The sequence below is a fragment of the Rathayibacter festucae DSM 15932 genome, from assembly GCF_004011135.1.
In the GTDB taxonomy this organism is placed as follows: domain Bacteria; phylum Actinomycetota; class Actinomycetes; order Actinomycetales; family Microbacteriaceae; genus Rathayibacter; species Rathayibacter festucae.
The window spans coordinates 1,680,139-1,700,257 of record NZ_CP028137.1 but is presented as its reverse complement, the minus strand read 5'-3'; the positions used below and the strand labels follow the sequence as shown (position 1 = coordinate 1,700,257).

The following is a 20,119-nucleotide window of genomic DNA, read 5'->3' as shown; positions in this document are numbered from 1 at the left end:
GCGCAGTGCTCTCGACCCGCGGGGGTGCTACGGGCGGACGACGACACCCTTGCCGACGACGGTGATGCCCGACTCGGTGACGGTGAACCCGCGCTCGCGGTCGTGGTCGTGGTCCACGCCGACACGGGCGCCGGGCTCGACGACGACGTCCTTGTCGAGGATAGCGCGGGCGACCACGGCGTCCGGGCCGATCCGGACCTTGTCGAAGACGACCGAGTCGGAGACCGTGGCGTTCGATTCGATGACCGCCCAGGGGCCGACGACGCTCCGCTCGATGTGGGCACCGGAGATGACGGTGCCCAGAGAGACCACCGAGTCGACGGTGGTGCCGAGGTTGCCCTTGCCGTCGCGCACGATCTTCGCGGGCGGCGAGTTGAGCTGCGACGAGAAGATCGGCCACTGCTGGTTGTAGAGGTTGAAGACGGGCAGCGCCGAGATGAGGTCCTGGTGCGCCTCGAAGAACGAGTCGATCGTCCCCACGTCGCGCCAGTAGTAGCGGTCGCGATCGGTGGACCCGGGGACCTCGTTGAGCTTGAGGTCGTAGACGCCGGCCTCGCCGCGCGCGACGAAGTCGGGGATGATGTCGCCGCCCATGTCGTGGTCGGAGGTGGAGAGCTCGCCGTCGCGGATGACCGCGTCGATCAGCGCGTCGGCGTCGAAGACGTAGTTGCCCATCGAGGCGAGGACCTCGTGCGGCGAGTCGGCGAGGCCGACCGCGTCCTTGGGCTTCTCGAGGAACTCGGCGATCTTGGTCGGGACGATGCCGTCGCCGGCCTCGTCGCCCGCGAGCTGGATGACGCCGAACTGGTCGGCGAGCTCGATCGGCTGGCGGATCGCCGCGACGGTCGCCTTGGCGCCCGACTTGATGTGCGCCTCGATCATCTGCGAGAAGTCCATGCGGTAGACGTGGTCCGCGCCGACCACGACGACGATGTCGGGCTTCTCGTCGCGGATCAGGTTGAGGCTCTGCAGGATCGCGTCGGCCGAGCCGCTGAACCAGCGCTTGCCGAGCCGCTGCTGCGCCGGGACGGACGCGACGTAGGAGTTGAGCAGCCCCGACAGCGTCCAGGTCTGCGAGACGTGGCGGTCGAGCGAGTGCGACTTGTACTGGGTCAGCACCACGATCTGGGTCAGGCCCGAGTTGATCAGGTTGGACAGCGCGAAGTCGATCAGACGGTACTGCCCGCCGAACGGCACCGCGGGCTTGGCCCGGTCCGCCGTCAGCGGCATGAGCCGCTTGCCTTCGCCACCCGCGAGGACGATGCCGAAAATCTTCTTTGACTGCATGGCTCCACAGTAGGGGTTGGCGGAGGTCCGCGAACCCGCGCGGATGCGGCTGTCGCCGGGGGATCGCGCTGTACTACGGTTCGGGGTGTGCGAGTCGATCTGCTGACCAAGGAATATCCGCCCGAGGTATACGGGGGCGCCGGCGTGCACGTGGCCGAGCTCACCAAGGCCCTCCGCCACGACATCGAGGTCGTGGTGCGCTGCTTCGGCGCGCCGAGGGACGAGGAGGGGGCGTTCGCGTATCCGGTGCCGGCCGAGCTGGCGCAGGCCAACGGCGCGCTGCAGACCCTCGGCGTCGACCTCCAGATCGCCCAGGACGCGGCCGGAGCCGATCTCGTGCACTCGCACACCTGGTACGCCAACGCGGCCGGGCGCCTCGCGCAGCTGCTGCACGGCATCCCGCACGTCGTCTCGGCGCACAGCCTCGAGCCGTTGCGCCCGTGGAAGGCCGAGCAGCTCGGCGGCGGCTACCGCGTCTCGAGCTGGATCGAGCGCGAGGCGTACGAGAGCGCCGACGCCGTGATCGCGGTCTCCGGCGGGATGCGGAACGACATCCTCCGCTCGTACCCCGCTCTGGACCCGGCGAAGGTGCACGTCGTCTACAACGGCATCGACCTCGACGCGTGGCACCCGGTGGAGGACGAGGCCGTCCTCGCCGAGCTGGGCATCGACCCGTCGCGTCCGTCCGTCGTCTTCGTCGGCCGGATCACCCGGCAGAAGGGGCTGCCCTACCTGCTGCGTGCGGCCGCGATGCTGCCGCCGGAGGTGCAGCTCGTGCTCTGCGCCGGCGCCCCGGACACTCCCGAGATCATGGCCGAGGTCACCGCGCTCGTCCGGGGGCTCCAGCAGGAGCGCACCGGCGTCGTCTGGATCGACCGCCACCTGCCGCGCCACCAGCTCTCCGCGGTGCTGACCGCCGCGACCACGTTCGTCTGCCCGTCGATCTACGAGCCGCTGGGCATCGTGAACCTCGAGGCGATGGCGTGCGGTGCCGCGGTCGTCGGGACCGCGACCGGCGGCATCCCGGAGGTCGTCGTCGACGGCGTCACCGGGCGCCTGGTGCCGATCGAGCAGGTGACGGACGGCACGGGCACTCCCGTGGATCCGGAGCGCTACGTCGCGGACCTCGCGGCCGCGATGGCCGAGGTCGTCGCCGACCCGGCCGCCGCCAAGCGGATGGGCGAGGCCGGACGCCTGCGCGCGCAGAGCGACTTCAGCTGGACGCAGATCGCCCGGGACACCCGTGCGATCTACGACTCGCTCGTCTGAGCCCGCCGCCCGCTCCCTTTAGACTGGTCCGCATGCCCAGCGTTGTCTCGTTCGTCGATGTGTCCTTCGTCCGGAACGGCAAGCGGATCCTCGACCACGTCGACTGGACCGTGTCCGAGGAGGAGCGCTGGGTGATCCTCGGCTCCAACGGAGCCGGGAAGACCTCGATCCTGCAGATCGCCGCGGCGCAGAACTACCCGTCGACCGGCTCGGCGCACCTGCTCGAGGAGACGCTCGGCCGCGTCGACGTCTTCGAGCTGCGCCCCCGGATCGGCTACGCGTCGACTGCGATGGCGCGCCGCCTGCCCGCGGGCGAGACGGTGCTCGACGTCGTGATGACCGCCGCGTACGCGGTCACGGGGCGCTGGAACGAGGGCTACGACGAGATCGACGAGCGCCGCGCGCGCCGCGTCCTCGTGGAGTGGAAGCTCGACCACCTCGCCGACCGCACCTTCGGCACGCTCTCCGACGGTGAGCAGAAGCGCGTCCAGATCGCCCGCGCGATCATGACCGACCCCGAGCTGCTGCTGCTCGACGAGCCGGCTGGCAGCCTCGACCTCGGCGCCCGCGAGGAGCTCGTGCAGCTGCTCGGCGGCTTCGCGCAGGACCCGGCCTCGCCCGCGATCGTGATGGTGACCCACCACGTCGAGGAGATCCCGGCCGGGTTCACGCACGCGCTGCTGCTGCGCGACGGCGCCGTCGTCGCCGCCGGCCCGCTGGCCGAGGCGCTCACCGAGGCGACCCTCGCGGACGCCTTCGGGCTCGACATCGCGCTGACGCACGAGAACGGGCGCTACTCGGCCCGCGCCCGCTGAGCGCGGGCTCGCGCGACCGCGTGCCGCACCTCCCCGTGGCGGCGGCCGTCTGCTATTCTCGGTAGCTGGTTCGGGCCCGTTCGCGGTGCGCCCGCCACTCATCCACCCGCACCCGTCGACGACAGGCGCGGTTCAGGACCACAAGCGACAGGACACGATCATGCAGACCGACATCCACCCCAAGTACGAGGCCATCGTGTTCCGCGACCTCGCCTCCGGTGAGACCTTCCTCACCCGCTCGACGGCGACCAGCAGCAAGACGATCGAGCTCGACGGCGTCACGTACCCCGTCATCGACGTCGAGATCTCGTCCGCCTCGCACCCGTTCTACACGGGCAAGCAGCGCATCATGGACTCGGCCGGCCGCGTCGAGAAGTTCAACTCGCGCTACAAGAACTTCGGCAAGTAGGCTCCGGCCTCCCGCCTCCGAAGGGCCCTCGACCTCGCGGTCGGGGGCCCTTCGTCGTCGGCGCCGGCGCAGGGCGGGGAAGAAGCCGACGTCCTCGGGGTGGGCGGGTCTCGATACGCCGCTTCGCGGCTACTCGACCAGCATGTGCAGCGCGCTCGTCTCGGCGGTCGCTTCATGCTGATCGAGTAGGCCGCGCAGCGGGCGTATCGAGATCCACCGCCGCCCGCGCGCTGGTCGGCGGGTCTCGATACGCCGCTTCGCGGCTACTCGACCAGCATGGGTGGCGATTCAGCTCGCGGAGCGAGTCCTCTTCCTCTGCTGAATGGGGGCGGCCGGCCGCTCCGTGCTGATCGAGTAGCCCGCACGTCGGTCGCCGGGGCGGATCAGTAGCGGTAGAAGCCCTCGCCGGTGGCGGTGCCGAGCCTGCCCTGGTCGAGGTACTCGGTCTTGAGGTGGGCGGCGAAGGCCTGGGAGGCCTCGTCGGGGGCGGCGACGGCGACGTGGTAGGCGGTGTTGAGGCCGATGACGTCGAAGATCTGGAAGGGGCCGAGCGGGGCTCCGGTGCCGATCCGCCAGGTCTTGTCGATGGTCTCGGGGTCGGCGTAGCCGCCCATCAGGAGGCCGCTCGCGGCGTTCAGGAGCGGCACCAGCAGCGAGTTGAGCAGGTAGCCGGCCTTCTCCTTCTGCAGGCGGATCGGCTCGAGTCCGCTCTCGACGGCGAAGGCGACGACCGCATCGATGACGGCCGGGTCGGTGTCGGCCGTGCCCATGATCTCGGCGGTGTTCTGCACCCAGACGTGGTTGGCGTAGTGCAGGGCGAGGAAGCGGTCGGGACGGCCGGTCGACTCCTTCAGATCGCTGGGGAGCAGCGTCGAGGAGTTGGTCGCGAAGATGGTCCGCTCGGGGGCGAGGGCGCCGAGGCGGCCGTAGAGCTCCTGCTTGAGCGCGAGGTCCTCGGGGACGGCCTCGATCACGAGGTCGGCGTCGGCGACGGCCTCGGCGAGGTCGGAGGTGAGGCGCAGCGACTCGAGGGCCGCGGCGGCGCCGCCGGGGATCCCTCCGGAGACCTGTGCCGACTCGTAGACGCCCGCGAGACCGCGGAACCGCTCGCGGGCGGTCTCGAGCACCTCGTCGGTGACGTCGTAGCTGGTGACGGCGAAGCCGTGGAAGGCGGCCTGGAACGCGATCTGGGAGCCGAGGACTCCGCTGCCGAGGACGGTGACCGTGCGGATGGTGGGCATGACTGCTCCTTGCCGGGGACTCGGGTGGTCCCGCTGTCCTCCGATCCCAGCGCAGGGCGCGGCGATGGTCGAGCGGTTGCGCGCGGGGGCCGCCGCATGTCCTCGTGACGGGAGCACGGGTTCCGGGCCCGTGACGCGGCGGACCGGGAGGCGGTAGCGTCCGGGGATGGTGTCCTTCGCCGACAAGCCGATCCTGCCGCTCACGACGCCCGAGGAGTGGGACGCCTACCTCCGCGGTGAGCCGGACCCGGGCGGTGTGCGGTTGAAGCTGCGGAAGAAGGCGGCCGTCGACCCGGGCATCACCTACGCGGAGGCGCTCGACGTCGCGCTCTGCCACGGCTGGATCGACGGGCAGGCGGGCGCGTTCGACGAGCAGTTCAAGCTGCAGGCGTTCACACCGCGGCGCCGGGCGAGCCCGTGGTCGAAGGTGAACCGCGACCACGTGGCGCGGCTGCTCGAGGAGGGCCGGATGCTGCCGGCCGGACTCGCCGAGGTGGAGCGGGCGCGGGCGGACGGACGCTGGGACGCCGCCTACCGCCAGCGCGACGCGGAGGTGCCGGACGACTTCACGGCGGCACTGGCCGCGGATCCGGCGGCCGCCGCCTTCTTCGCGACGGTCGGCGGGCAGAAGCGCTTCGCGTTCCTGTTCCGGCTGTCGCAGTTGAAGCGGCCGGAGACGCGGGAGCGGCGGATCGCGGAGTACGTGGCGCTGCTCGCGGAGGGCCGCACGCTCACCTGAGCCGAAGCGTCAGTGCCGAGAGGTCGGTACCGGACACTCAGTGCCGGACGGGCCAGGCGCCGTCGGCGACGAAGCTCTCGTCGCGGACGCGGCGCATGTACTCCTGGAACGACTCGGCCTGGGTGCGGCACCAGTCGATCTGCAGGGCGTGCAGCGCCTCGGCACCGCCGCCGAGCTCCTCGGCGAAGGCGCGGCCGAGGGCCTGGGCGACGCGGCCCGCGGCGATCGCGTCGGCACCGGCGTCGTGCGCCTCGGTCAGCGGGACGCCGTAGTGCAGCGCGGCCTGGACGAGGGTGCGCTTGCCCTTGCGGTAGCGGTCGACGGCCTTGTCGATCACGAGCGGGTCGATCACGGGACTCGGGTCGATCAGCACCGGGACGCCCCAGCGGCGCGCCTCGAAGGCGAGCAGCGAGAGGTCGTACGGGGCGTTGTAGATGACGACGGGGATGCCGCGGGCCAGGAGCGAGCGGAGCGCCTCCGACACCTCGGCCACGACCTCGCCGGCGGGGCGGCCGTGCTCGCGGGCGTGCTCGGTGCTGATGCCGTGCACGGCGCTCGCGCCGGCCGGGATCTCGACGCCGGGATCGGCGAGCCAGGTGGTGCCCTCGACCGGGGTGCCGTCGGCGTCGATCACGCCGACGTGCGCGGTGACGATGCGGCTGGTGCGGACGTCGATGCCGGTGGTCTCGAGGTCGAAGACGGCGAGACGGTCGTACCAGCGGGCGCCGTCGGAGCCGGCCGGCGCCTCCGACGAACCTGCCGACCCGCCGGTGGACCCGGCTTCGTCGAGGAGGCTCTCGTCGAAGAGCGTCGGTGCCTGGTTCGTCTCGGTGGTGCTCACGCCGACAGCCTAGGCGGGGCCTCCGACATCGTCGGGAGGCCCCGCGGCGTGCTGTCCGGTCGAGCGGGCGAAGACCGGATCAGCGGGTGAGTCCCTCGCGGGTCTGGCCCGCCTTCGCGACGTGCAGCCAGAAGAAGCCCTGGGTGCCGAGCGTCATCGTCAGCGCGCCGTCCTCGGAGAAGCCGGGGAAGCGGCCGCCGCCGAAGAGGTCGGTCAGCGTCGAGCCGGGGTTCTCGGGGTCGGTGATCGTCACCGAGACCGGGTTGTGGTTGAAGCTGAAGACGCAGAGCACCTCCTCCGGCTGGTCGCCCATAGCGGTGCCGGAGCCGGCGTAGTCGCGGACGAAGGCGAGCACCGACTCGTGGTCGGTCTCGAGCACGCGCATCGAGCCGAGGCCGAAGGCGGGGTGGCCGCGGCGCACGTGCAGGACGTTCCGCATCCAGTGCAGCAGCGAGCGCGACTGGGCGAGCTGCGCCTCCACATTGACCTGGTTGTAGTGGTAGACGAGCGACTGCACGATCGGCTGGACGAGCTTGCCCGGGTCGGCGGCCGAGAAGCCGGCGTTGCGGTCCGGGGTCCACTGCATCGGGGTGCGCGAGGCGTCGCGGTCGTTCAGCCAGATGTTGTCGCCCATGCCGATCTCGTCCCCGTAGTAGAGGAACGGGCTGCCGGCGAGCGAGAAGAGCAGGGCGTTGATCAGCTCGAGCTCGGCGCGCGAGTTGTCGAGCAGCGGCGCCAGCCGGCGGCGGATGCCGATGTTGGAGCGCATCCGCGGGTCGTAGGCGTACCAGCCGTACATCGCCTGGCGGTACTCCTCCGAGACCATCTCGAGGGTGAGCTCGTCGTGGTTGCGGAGGAAGACGCCCCAGGCGGCGCCGGAGGGGATGTCGAAGGTCTCGGAGAGCACCTTCTTCAGCTCGTTCGCGGTCTGCGCGCGGAGGGAGTAGAAGATGCGCGGCATGACCGGGAAGTCGAAGGCCATGTGGCACTCCGGCTCCTCCTCGGTGCCGAAGAACGCGGCGACCTCGCGCGGCCACTGGTTCGCCTCGGCGATCAGGATGCGGCCGGGGTAGTCGCGGTCGACCATCGTGCGCAGGTTCTTGATGAAGTCGTGCGTGGGCGGCTCGCCCTCGCCGTTGCCCTCGTCGGACTCGTAGAGGTAGGGGATCGCGTCCAGGCGGATGCCGTCGACGCCGAGGTCGAGCCAGAACTTGACGACGTCGTGGATCGCCTCGTGCACGGCCGGGTTCTCGAAGTTGAGGTCGGGCTGGTGCGAGAAGAAGCGGTGGAAGTAGAACTGGCGGCGCTCGGCGTCGAAGGCCCAGTTCGAGTCCTCGGTGTCGACGAAGATGATCCGGATGTCCGGGTACTTGTCGTCGGTGTCGTTCCAGACGTAGAAGTCGCCGTAGGGACCCTCGGGGTCGGAGCGCGACTGCTGGAACCACTCGTGCTGGTCGCTGGTGTGGTTGAGCGGGAAGTCCATCACGATGCGCATGTTGCGCTCGTGGGCCTTGCGGACCAGCTCGCGGAAGTCCTCCATGGTGCCGAACTCGGGGAGGATCGCCTTGAAGTCGGAGACGTCGTAGCCGCCGTCGCGCAGCGGCGACATGTAGAAGGGCGGCAGCCAGAGCGCGTCGATGCCGAGCCACTGAAGGTAGTCGAGCTTGGACGCCAGGCCGTTGATGTCGCCGGCGCCGTCTCCGTTCGAGTCGTAGTACGACCGGATCATGACCTCGTAGAACACGGCCCTGCGGTACCACTGCGGATCGAGGGCGAGCCCGGGGAGTTGGATCGGGGACGTGAAGCTCACGGTGCTCCTTCTGCTGCTGCCTGAGCGGATGACCGGCGCCGCGCCGGGATCGGAGCGGAGGACGGGGGACGGGCGGTGCGTCGCGTGCGAACGCGCCTTCATGCTTGCGGCTCGGATCGAGGGCCCGCAAGGCGTTGCGGCGGGAAGTTCGACGGGCTTTCCCTACGATGGGGACCGTCATGACCATAGCCTCCCCCTACGCCGCCGACCTCAGGCGACTCGCCATCAGCGAGAGCGCCGTCGCCGTCGCCGGGGCCACCACCGCCTACTGGAGCTACGGCGACCCCGACGCCGGGACCGTGCTGGTCCTGGTGCACGGATTCCGCGGCGAGCACCACGGGCTGGAGCCGGTGATCGCGCGGCTGCTGGCGGGCGGCGCGGACGCCCGCGTGATCGCGCCCGACCTGCCCGGCTTCGGCGCGTCGCCGCCGATGACGGCGCACGCGCACGACGTCGAGGGCTACGCGGCCTGGCTCGGCGAGTTCCTGGACGCGCTCGGGCTGCGGGGGAGCGCGGTCGTGCTGGGGCACTCCTTCGGCTCGATCGTCTCCGCGGCGGCCGTCGCGGGCGGGCTGGAGACTCCGCTGCTCGTGCTCGTCAATCCGATCGCCGCGCCCGCCCTCGCCGGGCCCCGTGGCGTGCTGACCCGGCTCGCGGTGCTCTACTACCGCCTCGGCGCGGTGCTGCCCCGCCCGCTCGGGCTGCGCCTGCTCGGCGATCCGCTGATCGTGCGGGTGATGAGCCTCGCGATGGTGAAGACCAAGGACGGGCCGCTGCGCCGCTTCGTGCACGACCAGCACGACCGCTACTTCAGCGCCTTCGCCTCGCGCGACACGGTGCTGGAGGCGTTCCGCGCCTCGGTCTCGCACGACGTCAGCGAGTACGCCGCGCGGATCGCGGTGCCGACGCTGCTGATCGCCGCGGCGCAGGACGACATCACCCCGCTCGCCGCGCAGTACCGCCTGCTCGAGGCGCTGCCGCACGCCCGCCTGCACGTGATCGACGGGGTCGGGCACCTCATCCACTACGAGACGCCGGACGAGGCGGCCGCCGTCCTCCGCGCGGCCCTGGACGAGGGGATCGACCGATGAGGATCGTCGTCGACTGCCGGTACACCCGGCTCGAGCGCCACGACGGCATCAGCCGCTACTCCGCGGAGATCGTGGCCGAGCTGGCGAAGCTGCACGACGTGACGATGCTGATCAGCGACCGCCGGCAGCGGACGATGCTGCCGGACCTGCCGTGGGAGAAGGTCACCTCGCCGACCGGGCCGTTCGAGCCGTTCGTGGCGCTGCTGGTCAACCGGCTGCGGCCCGACGTGGTGTTCTCGCCGATGCAGACGATGGGCTCGCTCGGCCGGCGCTACAAGCTCGTGCTGACGGTGCACGACCTGATCTACTACCGCCACCGCACGCCGCCGCGCGACCTGCCGCTCCCGGTGCGCGGGCTCTGGCGGCTCTACCACCTGGCGTGGTGGCCGCAGCGGCGCCTGCTGCAGCGCGCCGACGCGATCGTGACGGTGTCCGAGACGACCCGCGGGCTGCTGCGCACGCACCGGCTGACGACCCGGCCGGTCGTCGTGGTGCCGAATGCGGCCACGGCGCCGGACGAGGCGAGCGCGGCCCTCGCGGCGGCGCTGCCCGACCGCTCCGACGCGCGCTCGCTCGTCTACATGGGCTCGTTCATGCCGTACAAGAACGTGGAGTCGCTGGCGCGGGCGATGCGGCTGCTGCCCGACTACGAGCTGCACCTGATGAGCCGGGCGAGCGACGAGACGGTGGAGACCCTCCGCTCGCTCGCGCCGACGGCGAAGCTGGTCTTCCACCAGGGGGCGGACGACGCCTCCTACCGCGAGGCGCTCGCGCGCGCCACGGCGCTGGTGACCGCGAGCCGGGACGAGGGCTTCGGGATCCCGCTGGTCGAGGCGATGGCGCTCGGCACGCCGGTCGTCGTCAGCGACATCCCGATCTTCCGCGAGATCGGCGGCGACGCGGCGGTCTACGTGGATCCCTCGAGCGCGAAGGGCATCGCCGAGGGCGTGCGCTCGCTCGAGGACCCGGAGCGCTGGCGGGAGCTGTCGGCGAAGGCGCGGAAGCGGGCGGCCGCGTACTCGTGGCGCGACTCCGCGACGGTGCTGCTGGAGCTGCTGACGAGCGTCGGGCGCTGAGCCTCACCGAGCCCGGGGTCAGGCAGGTGCGCTCGGGCTGAGCACGTCGTCCAGGTCGGACTGCAGATCGGCGTCGACGACGACGACGTCGCCGGAGTCGTCGACCGCGACGATCTGCAGGGCGCCGTCGACGATCGCGAAGTCGTGCCGCGAGCCGTTGCCGACCGTGGTGCCCTGGGCGGGCAGCTCGTCCTCGCTGAGGGCGCGGAGCAGGCTGCCGATGACGGCGCCGTGCGTCGCGACGATCACCCGCTGCTCCGGGAAGCGCTCGGCGATCTCGAGCAGGGCGGCCGTGGCGCGCTCGACGACCTGGGCGCGGGTCTCGCAGCCGGGGATGCGGGCGCCCTCGATGCCGCCGGGGAAGAGCTCGCGGAGCTCGTCGCCGGTCATGCCTTCCGCCTCGCCGTAGGCGCGCTCGGCGACGCCCTCGACGACCTCGGGCTCGGGCAGGCCGAGACCGCGGGCGATGATCGCCCCGGTCTCGTGCGCGCGCTGGAGCGGGCTGGCGACGACGACGTCCCAGTCGCGCTCGCGCAGCAGCCGGGCGGCGGCCCGGGCCTGCGAGCGGCCGGTGTCGTTGAGCGGGATGTCGCTCGCGCCCTGGATGCGGCGGGCGGCGTTCCAGTCGGTCTGGCCGTGCCGGACGAGGGTGAGCTGGGTCACGAGGGCCTCTCGGGTGGTGGGGGAGCGGTGGGTCAGCGCGACGGGAGGCGCTCGGCGAGGGCGCGGAGGACCTCGCTCGTGCCGCCGTCGATCTTGATGCCGGCCCGCGAGTCGCCCTTGGTGGTGCCGCGGTTGACGATGACGATCGGCATCTTCGCGCGCCGGGCGATCTCGAGGAAGCGGATGCCGGAGTTGACGACGAGGGACGAGCCGGCCACGAGCAGCGCGTCGGCGCCCGCGACGATGGCGCGCGCCTCCTCGAACCGCTCGGTCGGGATGAACTCGCCGAAGAAGACGATGTCGGGCTTGAGGATCCCGCCGCAGACCGTGCACTCGGGGACGGTCATCGCCGAGACGTCGTGCACCTCGGCGTCGCCGTCGGGGTTGAGCGAGGAGATGTCGGGGTCGTCGAGCCAGGGGTTCAGCGCCTCGATGCGCTCGGCGATCGCGTCGCGGGCGAAGTATTGGCCGCAGGTCATGCAGCGGACCCGGTCGGCGGAGCCGTGCAGGTCGACCACGCGCTGCGAGCCGGCGCGCACGTGCAGGCCGTCCACGTTCTGGGTGACGACACCGGTGAGCAGGCCGCGCTCCTCGAGCCGGGCGAGGGCGCGGTGGCCGTCGTTGGGCAGCGTGGCGGTGAAGCGGCGCCAGCCGAGCTGGCTGCCGGCCCAGTAGCGGCGGCGGTAGTCGGGGTCCGCGACGAACTGGGAGTAGGTCATCGGGCTGCGGACGGGCGCTCCCGCGCCGCGGTAGTCGGGGATGCCGGAGTCGGTGCTCACGCCCGCGCCGGTGACGGCGGCGATGCGGCGGCCGGCCAGGAGCTCGACGGTGCGGTCGAGGGCGGCGGAGCGCTGGTCGTCGGCCCGCTGCAGATCGGCCTGCGCGGCCTGCTGCCGCTCGGCCTGCTCGTCGGCGTTCCGCTCGTCGCTCTGCTCGTCCTCGGCCCTGCGGCCGTCGGCGATCGGTGTCGGACCCGACTCCATCCACGCCTCCCTCGGACACCCGCGCACGCGGGCACTCCATCGGCCAGTTTAGACCGCGCCGTGCCCTAGGGTTCCGGGATGCCGATCCTGCACATCGAGGACCTCGACCACCCGCTCCTGGCCGACTACCACCGCCTGACGGACGTGGCGCTGCGCCGGGTGCTCGAGCCCGAGGGCGGGCTCTACATCGCGGAGTCGTCGAAGGTGATCGTCCGGGCGCTCGACGCCGGGCACGTGCCGAAGTCGGTGCTGGTGCAGGAGAAGCGGCTGCCGGACGCGGCGGAGGTGATCGAGCGCTTCCCGGACGTGCCGGTGTTCGTCGGGCCGGACGCGATGATCGAGGAGCTGACCGGGTTCCACCTGCACCGCGGCGCCCTCGCGTCGATGCGGCGGCCGGAGCTGCCGTCGATGGCGTCGCTGCTCGAGGACGCGCGGCTCGTCGTCATCCTCGAGGACCTCGTCGACCACACCAATGTCGGCGCCGTCTTCCGCGCGGCGGCGGGCATGGGCGCGGACGCGGTGCTGGTGAGCCCGCGCTGCGCGGATCCGCTCTACCGGCGGAGCGTGCGGGTGAGCATGGGCACGGTGCTGCAGGTGCCGTGGACGCGGATCCCGGAGTGGGGGCCGGCGCGGACCGAGCTGCTCGCCGCGGGGTTCTCGGTCGCCGCGCTGGCGCTCGCGCCGGACGCGGTGCCGCTGGACGAGTACGCGGCCGACCGGCCCGAGCGCGTGGCGATCGTGCTGGGTGCGGAGGGCGACGGGCTGAGCCGGGCGGCGCTGGACGCGGCCGACACCGTGGTGACCATCCCGATGCTGCACGGGGTCGACTCGCTGAACGTGGCCTCGGCGAGCGCCGTCGCGCTCTGGGCGCTGACGCGCGGGCGCTGAGCCGAGAGCGGGCGTCCCGCGCAGCCTCCGCGGTGTCCGGCGGGGGTCCGCCTACGATGACCGGGTGACTTCTCCCACCGGCCCCGACCGCTCGCCGATCGACGTCGTGGGCAGCGTCACCCCGGAGACGGCAGCTGTCGCGCCCCGGCGGCGGCGTCCTCGAGCGCTCGCGGTGATCGGCGTCGTCCTCGCGGCGGCGGTCGTCAGCGCCGGCGGCGCGTATGCGGCGAACGCGGCCGGTGCCGAGCTGCCCGTCGCGACGGCCGTCGTCCAGGAGACGCCGTCGACGGTGATCGATGCGCCCGCGGTCGCGTGGCCGTCCTACGGGGCCGGGGCGATCTCGGCGGTGGGCGTGCAGGGGCCGGCGGACGGCGGGATGCTCTCGAGCTACGGCTCGACCGGGCAGCTGCCGATCGGCAGCATCGCGAAGGTGGTGACGGCGCTGGTCGTGCTGTCGGCGAAGCCGATCGCGGAGGGGACGGACGGCGAGACGATCGCGTTCACGAGCACGGACGTCGGCTACTACAAAGACTCGGTCGCCGAGAACGGCTCGGTCGCTCCGGTGTCGGCGGGGCTGGAGCTCACGGAGCGCGAGGCGCTGACCGTGCTGATGCTGCCCTCCGCCAACAACTACGCGAAGTCGCTCGCCGTCTGGGCCTTCGGCTCGGAGGAGGGTTACCTCGCCGCCGCGCGCACCTGGCTGGACGAGCGCGCGCTCACCGGCACCGTGGTCGCGGACACCAGCGGGCTGTCGCCGGCGACCGTCAGCACGACCCTCGAGATGGTGGTGCTCGGCGAGCTGCTGATCGGCGACCCGGTGCTCGCGCCGATCGTCGCCCTGCCGTCCGCGGTGATCCCAGGAGTGGGGACGGTGGAGAACACCAACAAGCTCCTCGGGCAGGCCGGCGTGGACGGGATCAAGACGGGGACGACGGACGAGGCGGGCGCGTGCCTGCTGTTCTCGCTGGATACCACCGTGGAGGGGCGCCCGGTGACGCTCGTGGGCGTCGTGGTCGGTGCCCGGACGCACCCGCAGCTGGCGGCGGACGTGCTGACGTTGATCCCGACGGTCGAGGCGGGCTTCCGGACGGTGACGCTCACCGAGGTGGGGCAGGACTTCGGGAGCTACACCAGCGCCTGGGGCGAGTCGGCGGTGGCCGAGAGCAGCGAGGCGCAGTCGCTCCTGGTCTGGGGAGCGACGACCGTCACCACCAGCGTGTCGCTCGATCCGGTCGAGGTCGTCGCGGACGGGCAGGAGGTCGGGACCGTGAACGTCGACGTGAACGGGCAGGCGTACCCGGTGCCGCTCGTCGCGGACGGGGCGATCGAGGACCCGGGGTTCGGCTGGCGTGTGACGAACCCGGGCGAGCTGTTCGGGTAGGCGAGATTCGAAACGCCGCTTTCTTGCTGATCGAGTAGCCCTCGGAGAGGGCGTCTCGAGATCCGCCGTTCTCAGCAGGGTGGGTCTCGATACGCCGCTCCGCGGCTACTCGACCAGCATGCAGGGGCGGCGCTGCGCGGCTCCTCGACCAGCAGGCATCTCATGCTGATCGAGTAGCCCTCGGAGAGGGCGTATCGAGATCCGCCGTGTCCAGCAGGGTGGGTCTCGATACGCCCTTGCGCGGCTGCTCGACCAGCATGCAGGGGGCACTGCGCGGCTGCTCGACCAGCATGGCCGCCTACGAGTCGGTGTCGTCGACGACGATGCGGACGCCGGCCGTCGCGATGTCGGCGGCGACCTCCTCCGGGGTCGCGTTGCCGGGGACGGGGGTGCCGGGGATCGACTCGGGCGGGCGCTGCAGGTAGGGGCCGGCGTCGGGGCGCTTCGCGGTGACGAAGTCGCCGGAGGACTGGTGGCGCACTCGGCGCAGCACCCAGGGGACGAGGTACTCGCGGGCCCACTTCGCGTCCTCGCGGCGGGCGGCCCGCCAGGTCGGCGTCGGCGCCGGCTCCGGAGCGAACGGGCGGAGGGTGTTCTCGACGTTGAGGGCCTTCAGCACCATCCGCGCCACCTCGTGGTGGCCGTGCGGGTTGAGGTGCAGGCGATCCGGCGCCCACATCCGCACGTCCTGGATCTCCTGCAGCGACCACTGGTCGGCGACGATGCAGTCGTAGCGCTCGGCGAGCGCGCGCAGGTTCTCGTTGAAGATGGCCACCTTGCCGCGGATCCGCGCGAAGACGGGGGAGAAGCTGACGTCGACTCCGGTGAAGAGCACCACCGTCGCGCCGTCCGAGCGCAGCCGGGCGAGTCCCTCCTCGAAGCGGCGGGCGATGTCGTCCGGGTCGGTGCCGGGGCGGATGACGTCGTTGCCGCCCGCGGAGATGGTGATCAGGTCCGGGCGCAGCGCGAGAGCCGGCTCGATCTGCTCGTCGACGATCTGCTGCAGCAGCCGCCCGCGCACGGCCAGGTTCGCGTAGGCGAAGTCGTCGTTCTGGCTGCCGAGCACCTCCGCGACGCGGTCGGCCCAGCCGCGGTGACCGCCGGGGCTGGAGGGCTCGGGATCGCCGATCCCCTCGGTGAAGGAGTCGCCCAGGGCGACGTAGCGGGACCACGGATGACGCTGCTCGACCATCCCTCCATTCTGCGCTCCGAGCGGGCGGATGGGGTCCGTCGCCCGGACGATCCCGACACGCCGGGCCCTGCCCCGTGGGTGCGCGGACCGGCGCCCGGCGTCGGAGGTGTCGGCTAGCCTCGGTCCACGTGAACAGTCCCTCGAACTTCGGTCATCAGGTCGGCACCTCCGCCGCGGAGCACCTGTCCCCGTCGTTCCCCGGCAGGGCGCCGTGGGGCACCGCGAACAAGCTGCGGGCCTGGCAGGCGGAGGCCCTCGAGGCCTACTTCCAGCACGAGCCGCGGGACTTCCTCGCGGCCGCGACGCCCGGCGCCGGCAAGACGACGTTCGCCCTCCGGCTTGCCGCCGAGCTGCTGCACAACCGCACCGTCGACCGCATCACCGTCGTCGCCCCGACCGAGCACCTCAAGCGCCAGTGGGCCGAGGCGGCGCACCGCGTCGGCATCCGGCTCGACCCCACCTTCACCAACCGGATGGGCCGGCACGCCAAGCACTACCACGGCGTCGCCGTCACCTACGCGCAGGTCGCCGTGCGGCCCGAGCTGCATCGCGAGCTGACCCTCTCCGGCCGCTCGCTGGTCATCCTGGACGAGGTGCACCACGGCGGCGACGCGCTGAGCTGGGGCGACGCGATCCGCGAGGCCTTCGAGCCGGCCGCCCGGCGCCTCTCGCTCACCGGGACCCCGTTCCGCTCCGACACCGCGCCGATCCCGTTCGTCAGCTACCTGCCCGACCAGGAGGGCATCCGCACCTCGCTGACCGACTACGCCTACGGCTACGGCCGTGCGCTCGCCGACGGCGTCGTCCGGCCGGTGCTCTTCATGGTCTACGCGGGCCAGATGCGCTGGAAGTCGAAGGCCGGCGACGAGATGGAGGCGCGGCTCGGCGAGGGCAACACCAAGGACATCACCTCGCAGGCCTGGCGCACGGCGCTCGACCCCAAGGGGGAGTGGATCCCCTCGGTCCTCCGCGCGGCGAACACCCGGCTGACCGAGGTGCGCCGCGGGATCCCCGACGCGGGCGGCCTCGTCATCGCGACCGACCACTACGCGGCCCGCGCCTACGCGGCGATGCTCCGCGAGATCAGCGGCGAGCCGGTCACCGTCGTCCTCTCCGATGAGAAGGAGGCGAGCGACCGGATCGAGGAGTTCTCCAAGGGCGACAGCCGGTGGATGGTCGCCGTGCGGATGGTGTCGGAGGGCGTGGACGTGCCGCGCCTGGCCGTCGGCGTCTACGCCACCTCCGCCTCCACTCCGCTCTTCTTCGCGCAGGCGATCGGGCGCTTCGTCCGGGCCCGGCGCCGCGGCGAGACCGCCTCGATCTTCCTGCCCAACGTGCCGGGGCTGCTCGCGCTCGCGGGCTCGATGGAGCAGCAGCGCGACCACGCCCTCGACCGCCGCGTCTCGGACGACGAGGAGTACCCCGAGGCCGACCTGATGGCCGACGCGGAGCGCGAGGCCAAGGCGTCCTCCGACCTGCTCGAGGAGGGCCGCTTCGAGTCGCTCGGCTCGGCCGCCACCTTCGACCGCGTGATGTACGAGGGCGCGGAGTTCGGGATGGAGGTGGAGGTCGAGAGCGAGGAGGAGCTCGACTTCATCGGCCTGCCCGGTCTGCTCGAGCCCGAGCAGGTGCGCGAGCTGCTGCAGCACCGCCAGCAGCGGCAGGCGAAGCGCGCGGGCGGGCGGGCCGGCGCCCACGGTGCGCAGGCTCCGGTGGAGGCGAAGGAGAGCGAGATCCCCGCGCCGCTCTACCGCACGCTCAAGGAGCAGCGCAGCCTGCTGAACTCGCTGGTCGGGCTCTGGGCCCGCAACACGGGGGAGACCCACGGCCAGGTGCACACCGAGCTGCGCAGGCTCTGCGGCGGGCCCGCGGTGGCGCAGGCGAGCGTGACGCAGCTGCAGGCGCGGATCGACCTGCTGCGGAAGCGGATCGGCTCGCACTGAGCCGCGAGAACGGCGGATCTCTACTGGATGCGCGGCGACGGGTCCAGCCCTCGCCGCGGATCGGCGGGGTCCGTACTGTCTGAGCGTGGCCTCCCCGGAAGCGCGGGAGGAGCCTCTCGCTAAGCTGGGCAGTCGGTCCGTCGCGAAGGTGACGGACCATCACCCCCGACGTCGGGCATCCGCAGACCGCCCGTCGGCCTCCCCCGGATCGCCCGAGACCAGAACTCAGAGGAGTCTCGTGGAGACCTGGCCCGGAACCGCCTACCCCTTGGGCGCCACCTTCGATGGAAGCGGCACGAACTTCGCCCTCTTCAGCGAGGCAGCCGAGCGCGTCGAGCTGTGCCTCTTCGAGGAGGACGGCACCGAGACGCGCGTCGAGGTGCTCGAGTCGGACGCCTACGTCTGGCACTGCTACCTCCCGCAGGTCCAGCCCGGCCAGCGCTACGGCTACCGCGTCCACGGCGCGTACGACCCGGACGGCGGACACCGCTGCAACCCGAACAAGCTGCTGCTGGACCCGTACGCGAAGGCCGTCTCGGGCGAGATCGACTGGGACCAGTCGCTCTTCTCGTACACCTTCGGCGACCCGGACTCGACCAACGACGAGGACTCGGCGCCGCACATGATGATGGGCGTGGTCATCAACCCGTTCTTCGACTGGGCCGGCGACCGCCGCCCGCGCACCTCCTACGACAGCACCGTGATCTACGAGGCGCACGTGAAGGGGCTCACCAAGAGCCACCCCGACGTGCCGGAGGAGCTGCGCGGCACCTACGCCGGCGTCGCCCACCCCGCCGTGATCGCGCACCTCAAGCACCTCGGCATCACCGCGCTCGAGCTGATGCCGGTGCACCAGTTCGTCAACGACTCGACGCTGATCGAGAAGGGCCTCTCGAACTACTGGGGCTACAACACGATCGGCTTCTTCGCGCCGCAGAACACCTACACCGCCACCGGCGACCTGGGCCAGCAGGTCCAGGAGTTCAAGAGCATGGTGAAGGCGCTGCACGCGGCCGGCATCGAGGTCATCCTCGACGTGGTCTACAACCACACCGCGGAGGGCAACCACCTCGGCCCGACGCTGTCGTTCCGCGGCATCGACAACGAGGCGTACTACCGCCTGGTCGACGACGACAAGCGCTACTACATGGACTACACCGGCACCGGCAACACCCTGAACGTGCGCCACCCGCACTCGCTGCAGTTGATCATGGACTCGCTGCGCTACTGGGTGACCGAGATGCGGGTCGACGGCTTCCGCTTCGACCTCGCCTCGGCGCTGGCCCGCGAGTTCTACGACGTCGACCGGCTCTCCACCTTCTTCGAGCTCGTCCAGCAGGACCCGGTGGTCTCGCAGGTCAAGCTGATCGCCGAGCCGTGGGACGTCGGCCCCGGCGGCTACCAGGTCGGCAACTTCCCGCCGCAGTGGACGGAGTGGAACGGCAAGTACCGCGACACCGTCCGCGACTTCTGGCGCGGCGAGCCCTCGACGCTGGGCGAGTTCGCCTCGCGGCTCACCGGCTCGGCCGACCTCTACGCGCGCTCCGGCCGCTACCCGGTCGCCTCGATCAACTTCGTCACCGCGCACGACGGCTTCACCCTCCGCGACCTCGTCTCCTACAACGAGAAGCACAACGACGCCAACGGCGAGGACGGCAACGACGGCGAGTCGCACAACCGCTCCTGGAACCACGGCGCCGAGGGCCCGACCGACGACCCGAAGGTCCTCGGCCTCCGCGCCCGCCAGCAGCGCAACTTCCTCGCGACGATGCTGATCTCGCAGGGCGTGCCGATGATCCTGCACGGCGACGAGCTCGGCCGCACGCAGAACGGCAACAACAACACCTACGCGCAGGACAGCGAGCTGACCTGGATCGACTGGGAGAAGGCGGACAAGCCCCTGGTGGAGTTCACCGCGGCGCTGATCCGCCTCCGCGCCGAGCACCCGACCTTCCGTCGCGGCCGCTTCTTCGACGGGCGCCCCGTCCTGCGCGGCACCGGCGAGCCGCTGCCGGACATCGTCTGGTTCAAGGCCGACGGCACCGAGATGACGCCGTCGGACTGGGACTCGGGCCTGGACCGCTCGGTCGGCATCTACCTCAACGGCAACGGGATCCGCGAGCGCGACGAGCGCGGCCAGCCGGTCGTCGACGACAGCTTCCTGCTCTACTTCAACGCCGACGACGTGGACGTGGAGTTCACGATCCCGGCCGACGAGTACGCGGTGGAGTGGGCCGTCCTGGTCGACACCGCCGGAGCGGAGGCCGACTCGGTCCCGCGTCCCGCCGGCGCGATCCTCACCGTGCAGGCGAAGTCGCTCGTGATCCTCCAGGAGCACAGCGCGCCCGAGCCCGAGGTCGACCACTCGGTCGCCGCCTCGCTGGCCTCGCTCGCCGCCACCTCGGCCATCCCGATCATCACCACCACGGGCCACACCAGCCCCCACGAGGAGTCGACCGACTCCGCGACCGCCCCCTCGACAGGAGCCTGA

Annotated in this window: 17 protein-coding genes; 10 read left to right on the top strand and 7 right to left on the bottom strand. The window is 71.7% G+C overall.

Annotation, left to right across the window (positions count from 1 at the left end; all coding sequences use genetic code 11):
* Positions 1-27: 27 nt before the first annotated feature.
* A complete protein-coding gene (locus C1I64_RS07960) occupies positions 28-1,287 on the bottom strand; it encodes a glucose-1-phosphate adenylyltransferase (RefSeq protein ID WP_123446293.1) in 1,260 nt (419 codons plus the stop codon).
* 87 nt (positions 1,288-1,374) lie between these two features.
* On the opposite strand from C1I64_RS07960, the gene glgA reads away from it, so the two are divergent.
* From glgA to C1I64_RS07945, 3 genes are all read left to right on the top strand, one after another.
* A complete protein-coding gene (gene glgA, locus C1I64_RS07955; protein ID WP_123733099.1) occupies positions 1,375-2,556 on the top strand; it encodes a glycogen synthase in 1,182 nt (393 codons plus the stop codon).
* Between the two features lie 32 nt (positions 2,557-2,588).
* Positions 2,589-3,371, top strand: a complete 783-nt coding sequence (locus C1I64_RS07950) for an ABC transporter ATP-binding protein (protein WP_123446295.1) — start codon at positions 2,589-2,591, stop codon at positions 3,369-3,371.
* 160 nt (positions 3,372-3,531) lie between these two features.
* Positions 3,532-3,780 (top strand): type B 50S ribosomal protein L31, encoded by a 249-nt coding sequence (locus C1I64_RS07945; protein ID WP_123446296.1) that lies wholly within the window; start codon positions 3,532-3,534, stop codon positions 3,778-3,780.
* A 383-nt stretch (positions 3,781-4,163) separates the two neighbouring features.
* Here C1I64_RS07945 and C1I64_RS07940 read toward each other — a convergent pair whose 3' ends face one another.
* Entirely contained in the window at positions 4,164-5,021 is an 858-nt protein-coding gene (locus C1I64_RS07940; protein ID WP_127886860.1) for a 3-hydroxyacyl-CoA dehydrogenase, read from the bottom strand.
* A gap of 166 nt (positions 5,022-5,187) precedes the next feature.
* Between C1I64_RS07940 and C1I64_RS07935 the strand changes: the two genes are divergently transcribed.
* Positions 5,188-5,760 (top strand): YdeI/OmpD-associated family protein, encoded by a 573-nt coding sequence (locus tag C1I64_RS07935; RefSeq protein ID WP_123704275.1) that lies wholly within the window; start codon positions 5,188-5,190, stop codon positions 5,758-5,760.
* 37 nt (positions 5,761-5,797) lie between these two features.
* On the opposite strand, the gene C1I64_RS07930 is transcribed toward C1I64_RS07935, so the two are convergent.
* Positions 5,798-6,601: a 3'-5' exonuclease gene (locus C1I64_RS07930; protein ID WP_127886859.1), complete on the bottom strand. Its 804-nt coding sequence runs from the start codon at positions 6,599-6,601 to the stop codon at positions 5,798-5,800.
* 79 nt (positions 6,602-6,680) lie between these two features.
* A complete protein-coding gene (treS, locus tag C1I64_RS07925) occupies positions 6,681-8,411 on the bottom strand; it encodes a maltose alpha-D-glucosyltransferase (protein WP_123733104.1) in 1,731 nt (576 codons plus the stop codon).
* Between the two features lie 179 nt (positions 8,412-8,590).
* Here treS and C1I64_RS07920 point away from each other — a divergent pair, with 179 nt between their 5' ends.
* Both C1I64_RS07920 and C1I64_RS07915 read left to right on the top strand, forming a co-directional pair.
* Positions 8,591-9,502 (top strand): alpha/beta fold hydrolase, encoded by a 912-nt coding sequence (locus tag C1I64_RS07920; protein ID WP_127886858.1) that lies wholly within the window; start codon positions 8,591-8,593, stop codon positions 9,500-9,502.
* A complete protein-coding gene (locus C1I64_RS07915; protein WP_127886857.1) occupies positions 9,499-10,578 on the top strand; it encodes a glycosyltransferase family 4 protein in 1,080 nt (359 codons plus the stop codon). The genes C1I64_RS07920 and C1I64_RS07915 overlap by 4 nt, the downstream gene beginning before the upstream one ends.
* A gap of 18 nt (positions 10,579-10,596) precedes the next feature.
* Here the strand turns inward: C1I64_RS07915 and C1I64_RS07910 are convergent, their stop codons facing one another.
* Positions 10,597-11,241 (bottom strand): histidine phosphatase family protein, encoded by a 645-nt coding sequence (locus C1I64_RS07910; RefSeq protein ID WP_164874486.1) that lies wholly within the window; start codon positions 11,239-11,241, stop codon positions 10,597-10,599.
* A gap of 32 nt (positions 11,242-11,273) precedes the next feature.
* Entirely contained in the window at positions 11,274-12,224 is a 951-nt protein-coding gene (locus tag C1I64_RS07905) for a Sir2 family NAD-dependent protein deacetylase (RefSeq protein WP_127886855.1), read from the bottom strand.
* A 78-nt stretch (positions 12,225-12,302) separates the two neighbouring features.
* Here C1I64_RS07905 and C1I64_RS07900 point away from each other — a divergent pair, with 78 nt between their 5' ends.
* On the top strand, positions 12,303-13,112 hold the full coding sequence (locus C1I64_RS07900; protein ID WP_127886854.1) for a TrmH family RNA methyltransferase: 810 nt from the start codon (positions 12,303-12,305) through the stop codon (positions 13,110-13,112).
* A 64-nt stretch (positions 13,113-13,176) separates the two neighbouring features.
* Positions 13,177-14,493, top strand: coding sequence for a D-alanyl-D-alanine carboxypeptidase family protein (locus tag C1I64_RS07895; RefSeq protein ID WP_127886853.1), 1,317 nt, complete (start codon positions 13,177-13,179; stop codon positions 14,491-14,493).
* Between the two features lie 298 nt (positions 14,494-14,791).
* Here the strand turns inward: C1I64_RS07895 and C1I64_RS07890 are convergent, their stop codons facing one another.
* Complete coding sequence (locus C1I64_RS07890) at positions 14,792-15,685, bottom strand: SGNH/GDSL hydrolase family protein (RefSeq protein ID WP_127886852.1); 894 nt, start codon at positions 15,683-15,685, stop codon at positions 14,792-14,794.
* A 128-nt stretch (positions 15,686-15,813) separates the two neighbouring features.
* On the opposite strand from C1I64_RS07890, the gene C1I64_RS07885 reads away from it, so the two are divergent.
* Together C1I64_RS07885 and glgX are read left to right on the top strand one after the other, a co-directional pair.
* Complete coding sequence (locus C1I64_RS07885; protein ID WP_123446308.1) at positions 15,814-17,628, top strand: DEAD/DEAH box helicase; 1,815 nt, start codon at positions 15,814-15,816, stop codon at positions 17,626-17,628.
* A gap of 238 nt (positions 17,629-17,866) precedes the next feature.
* Entirely contained in the window at positions 17,867-20,119 is a 2,253-nt protein-coding gene (gene glgX, locus C1I64_RS07880) for a glycogen debranching protein GlgX (RefSeq protein ID WP_123446309.1), read from the top strand.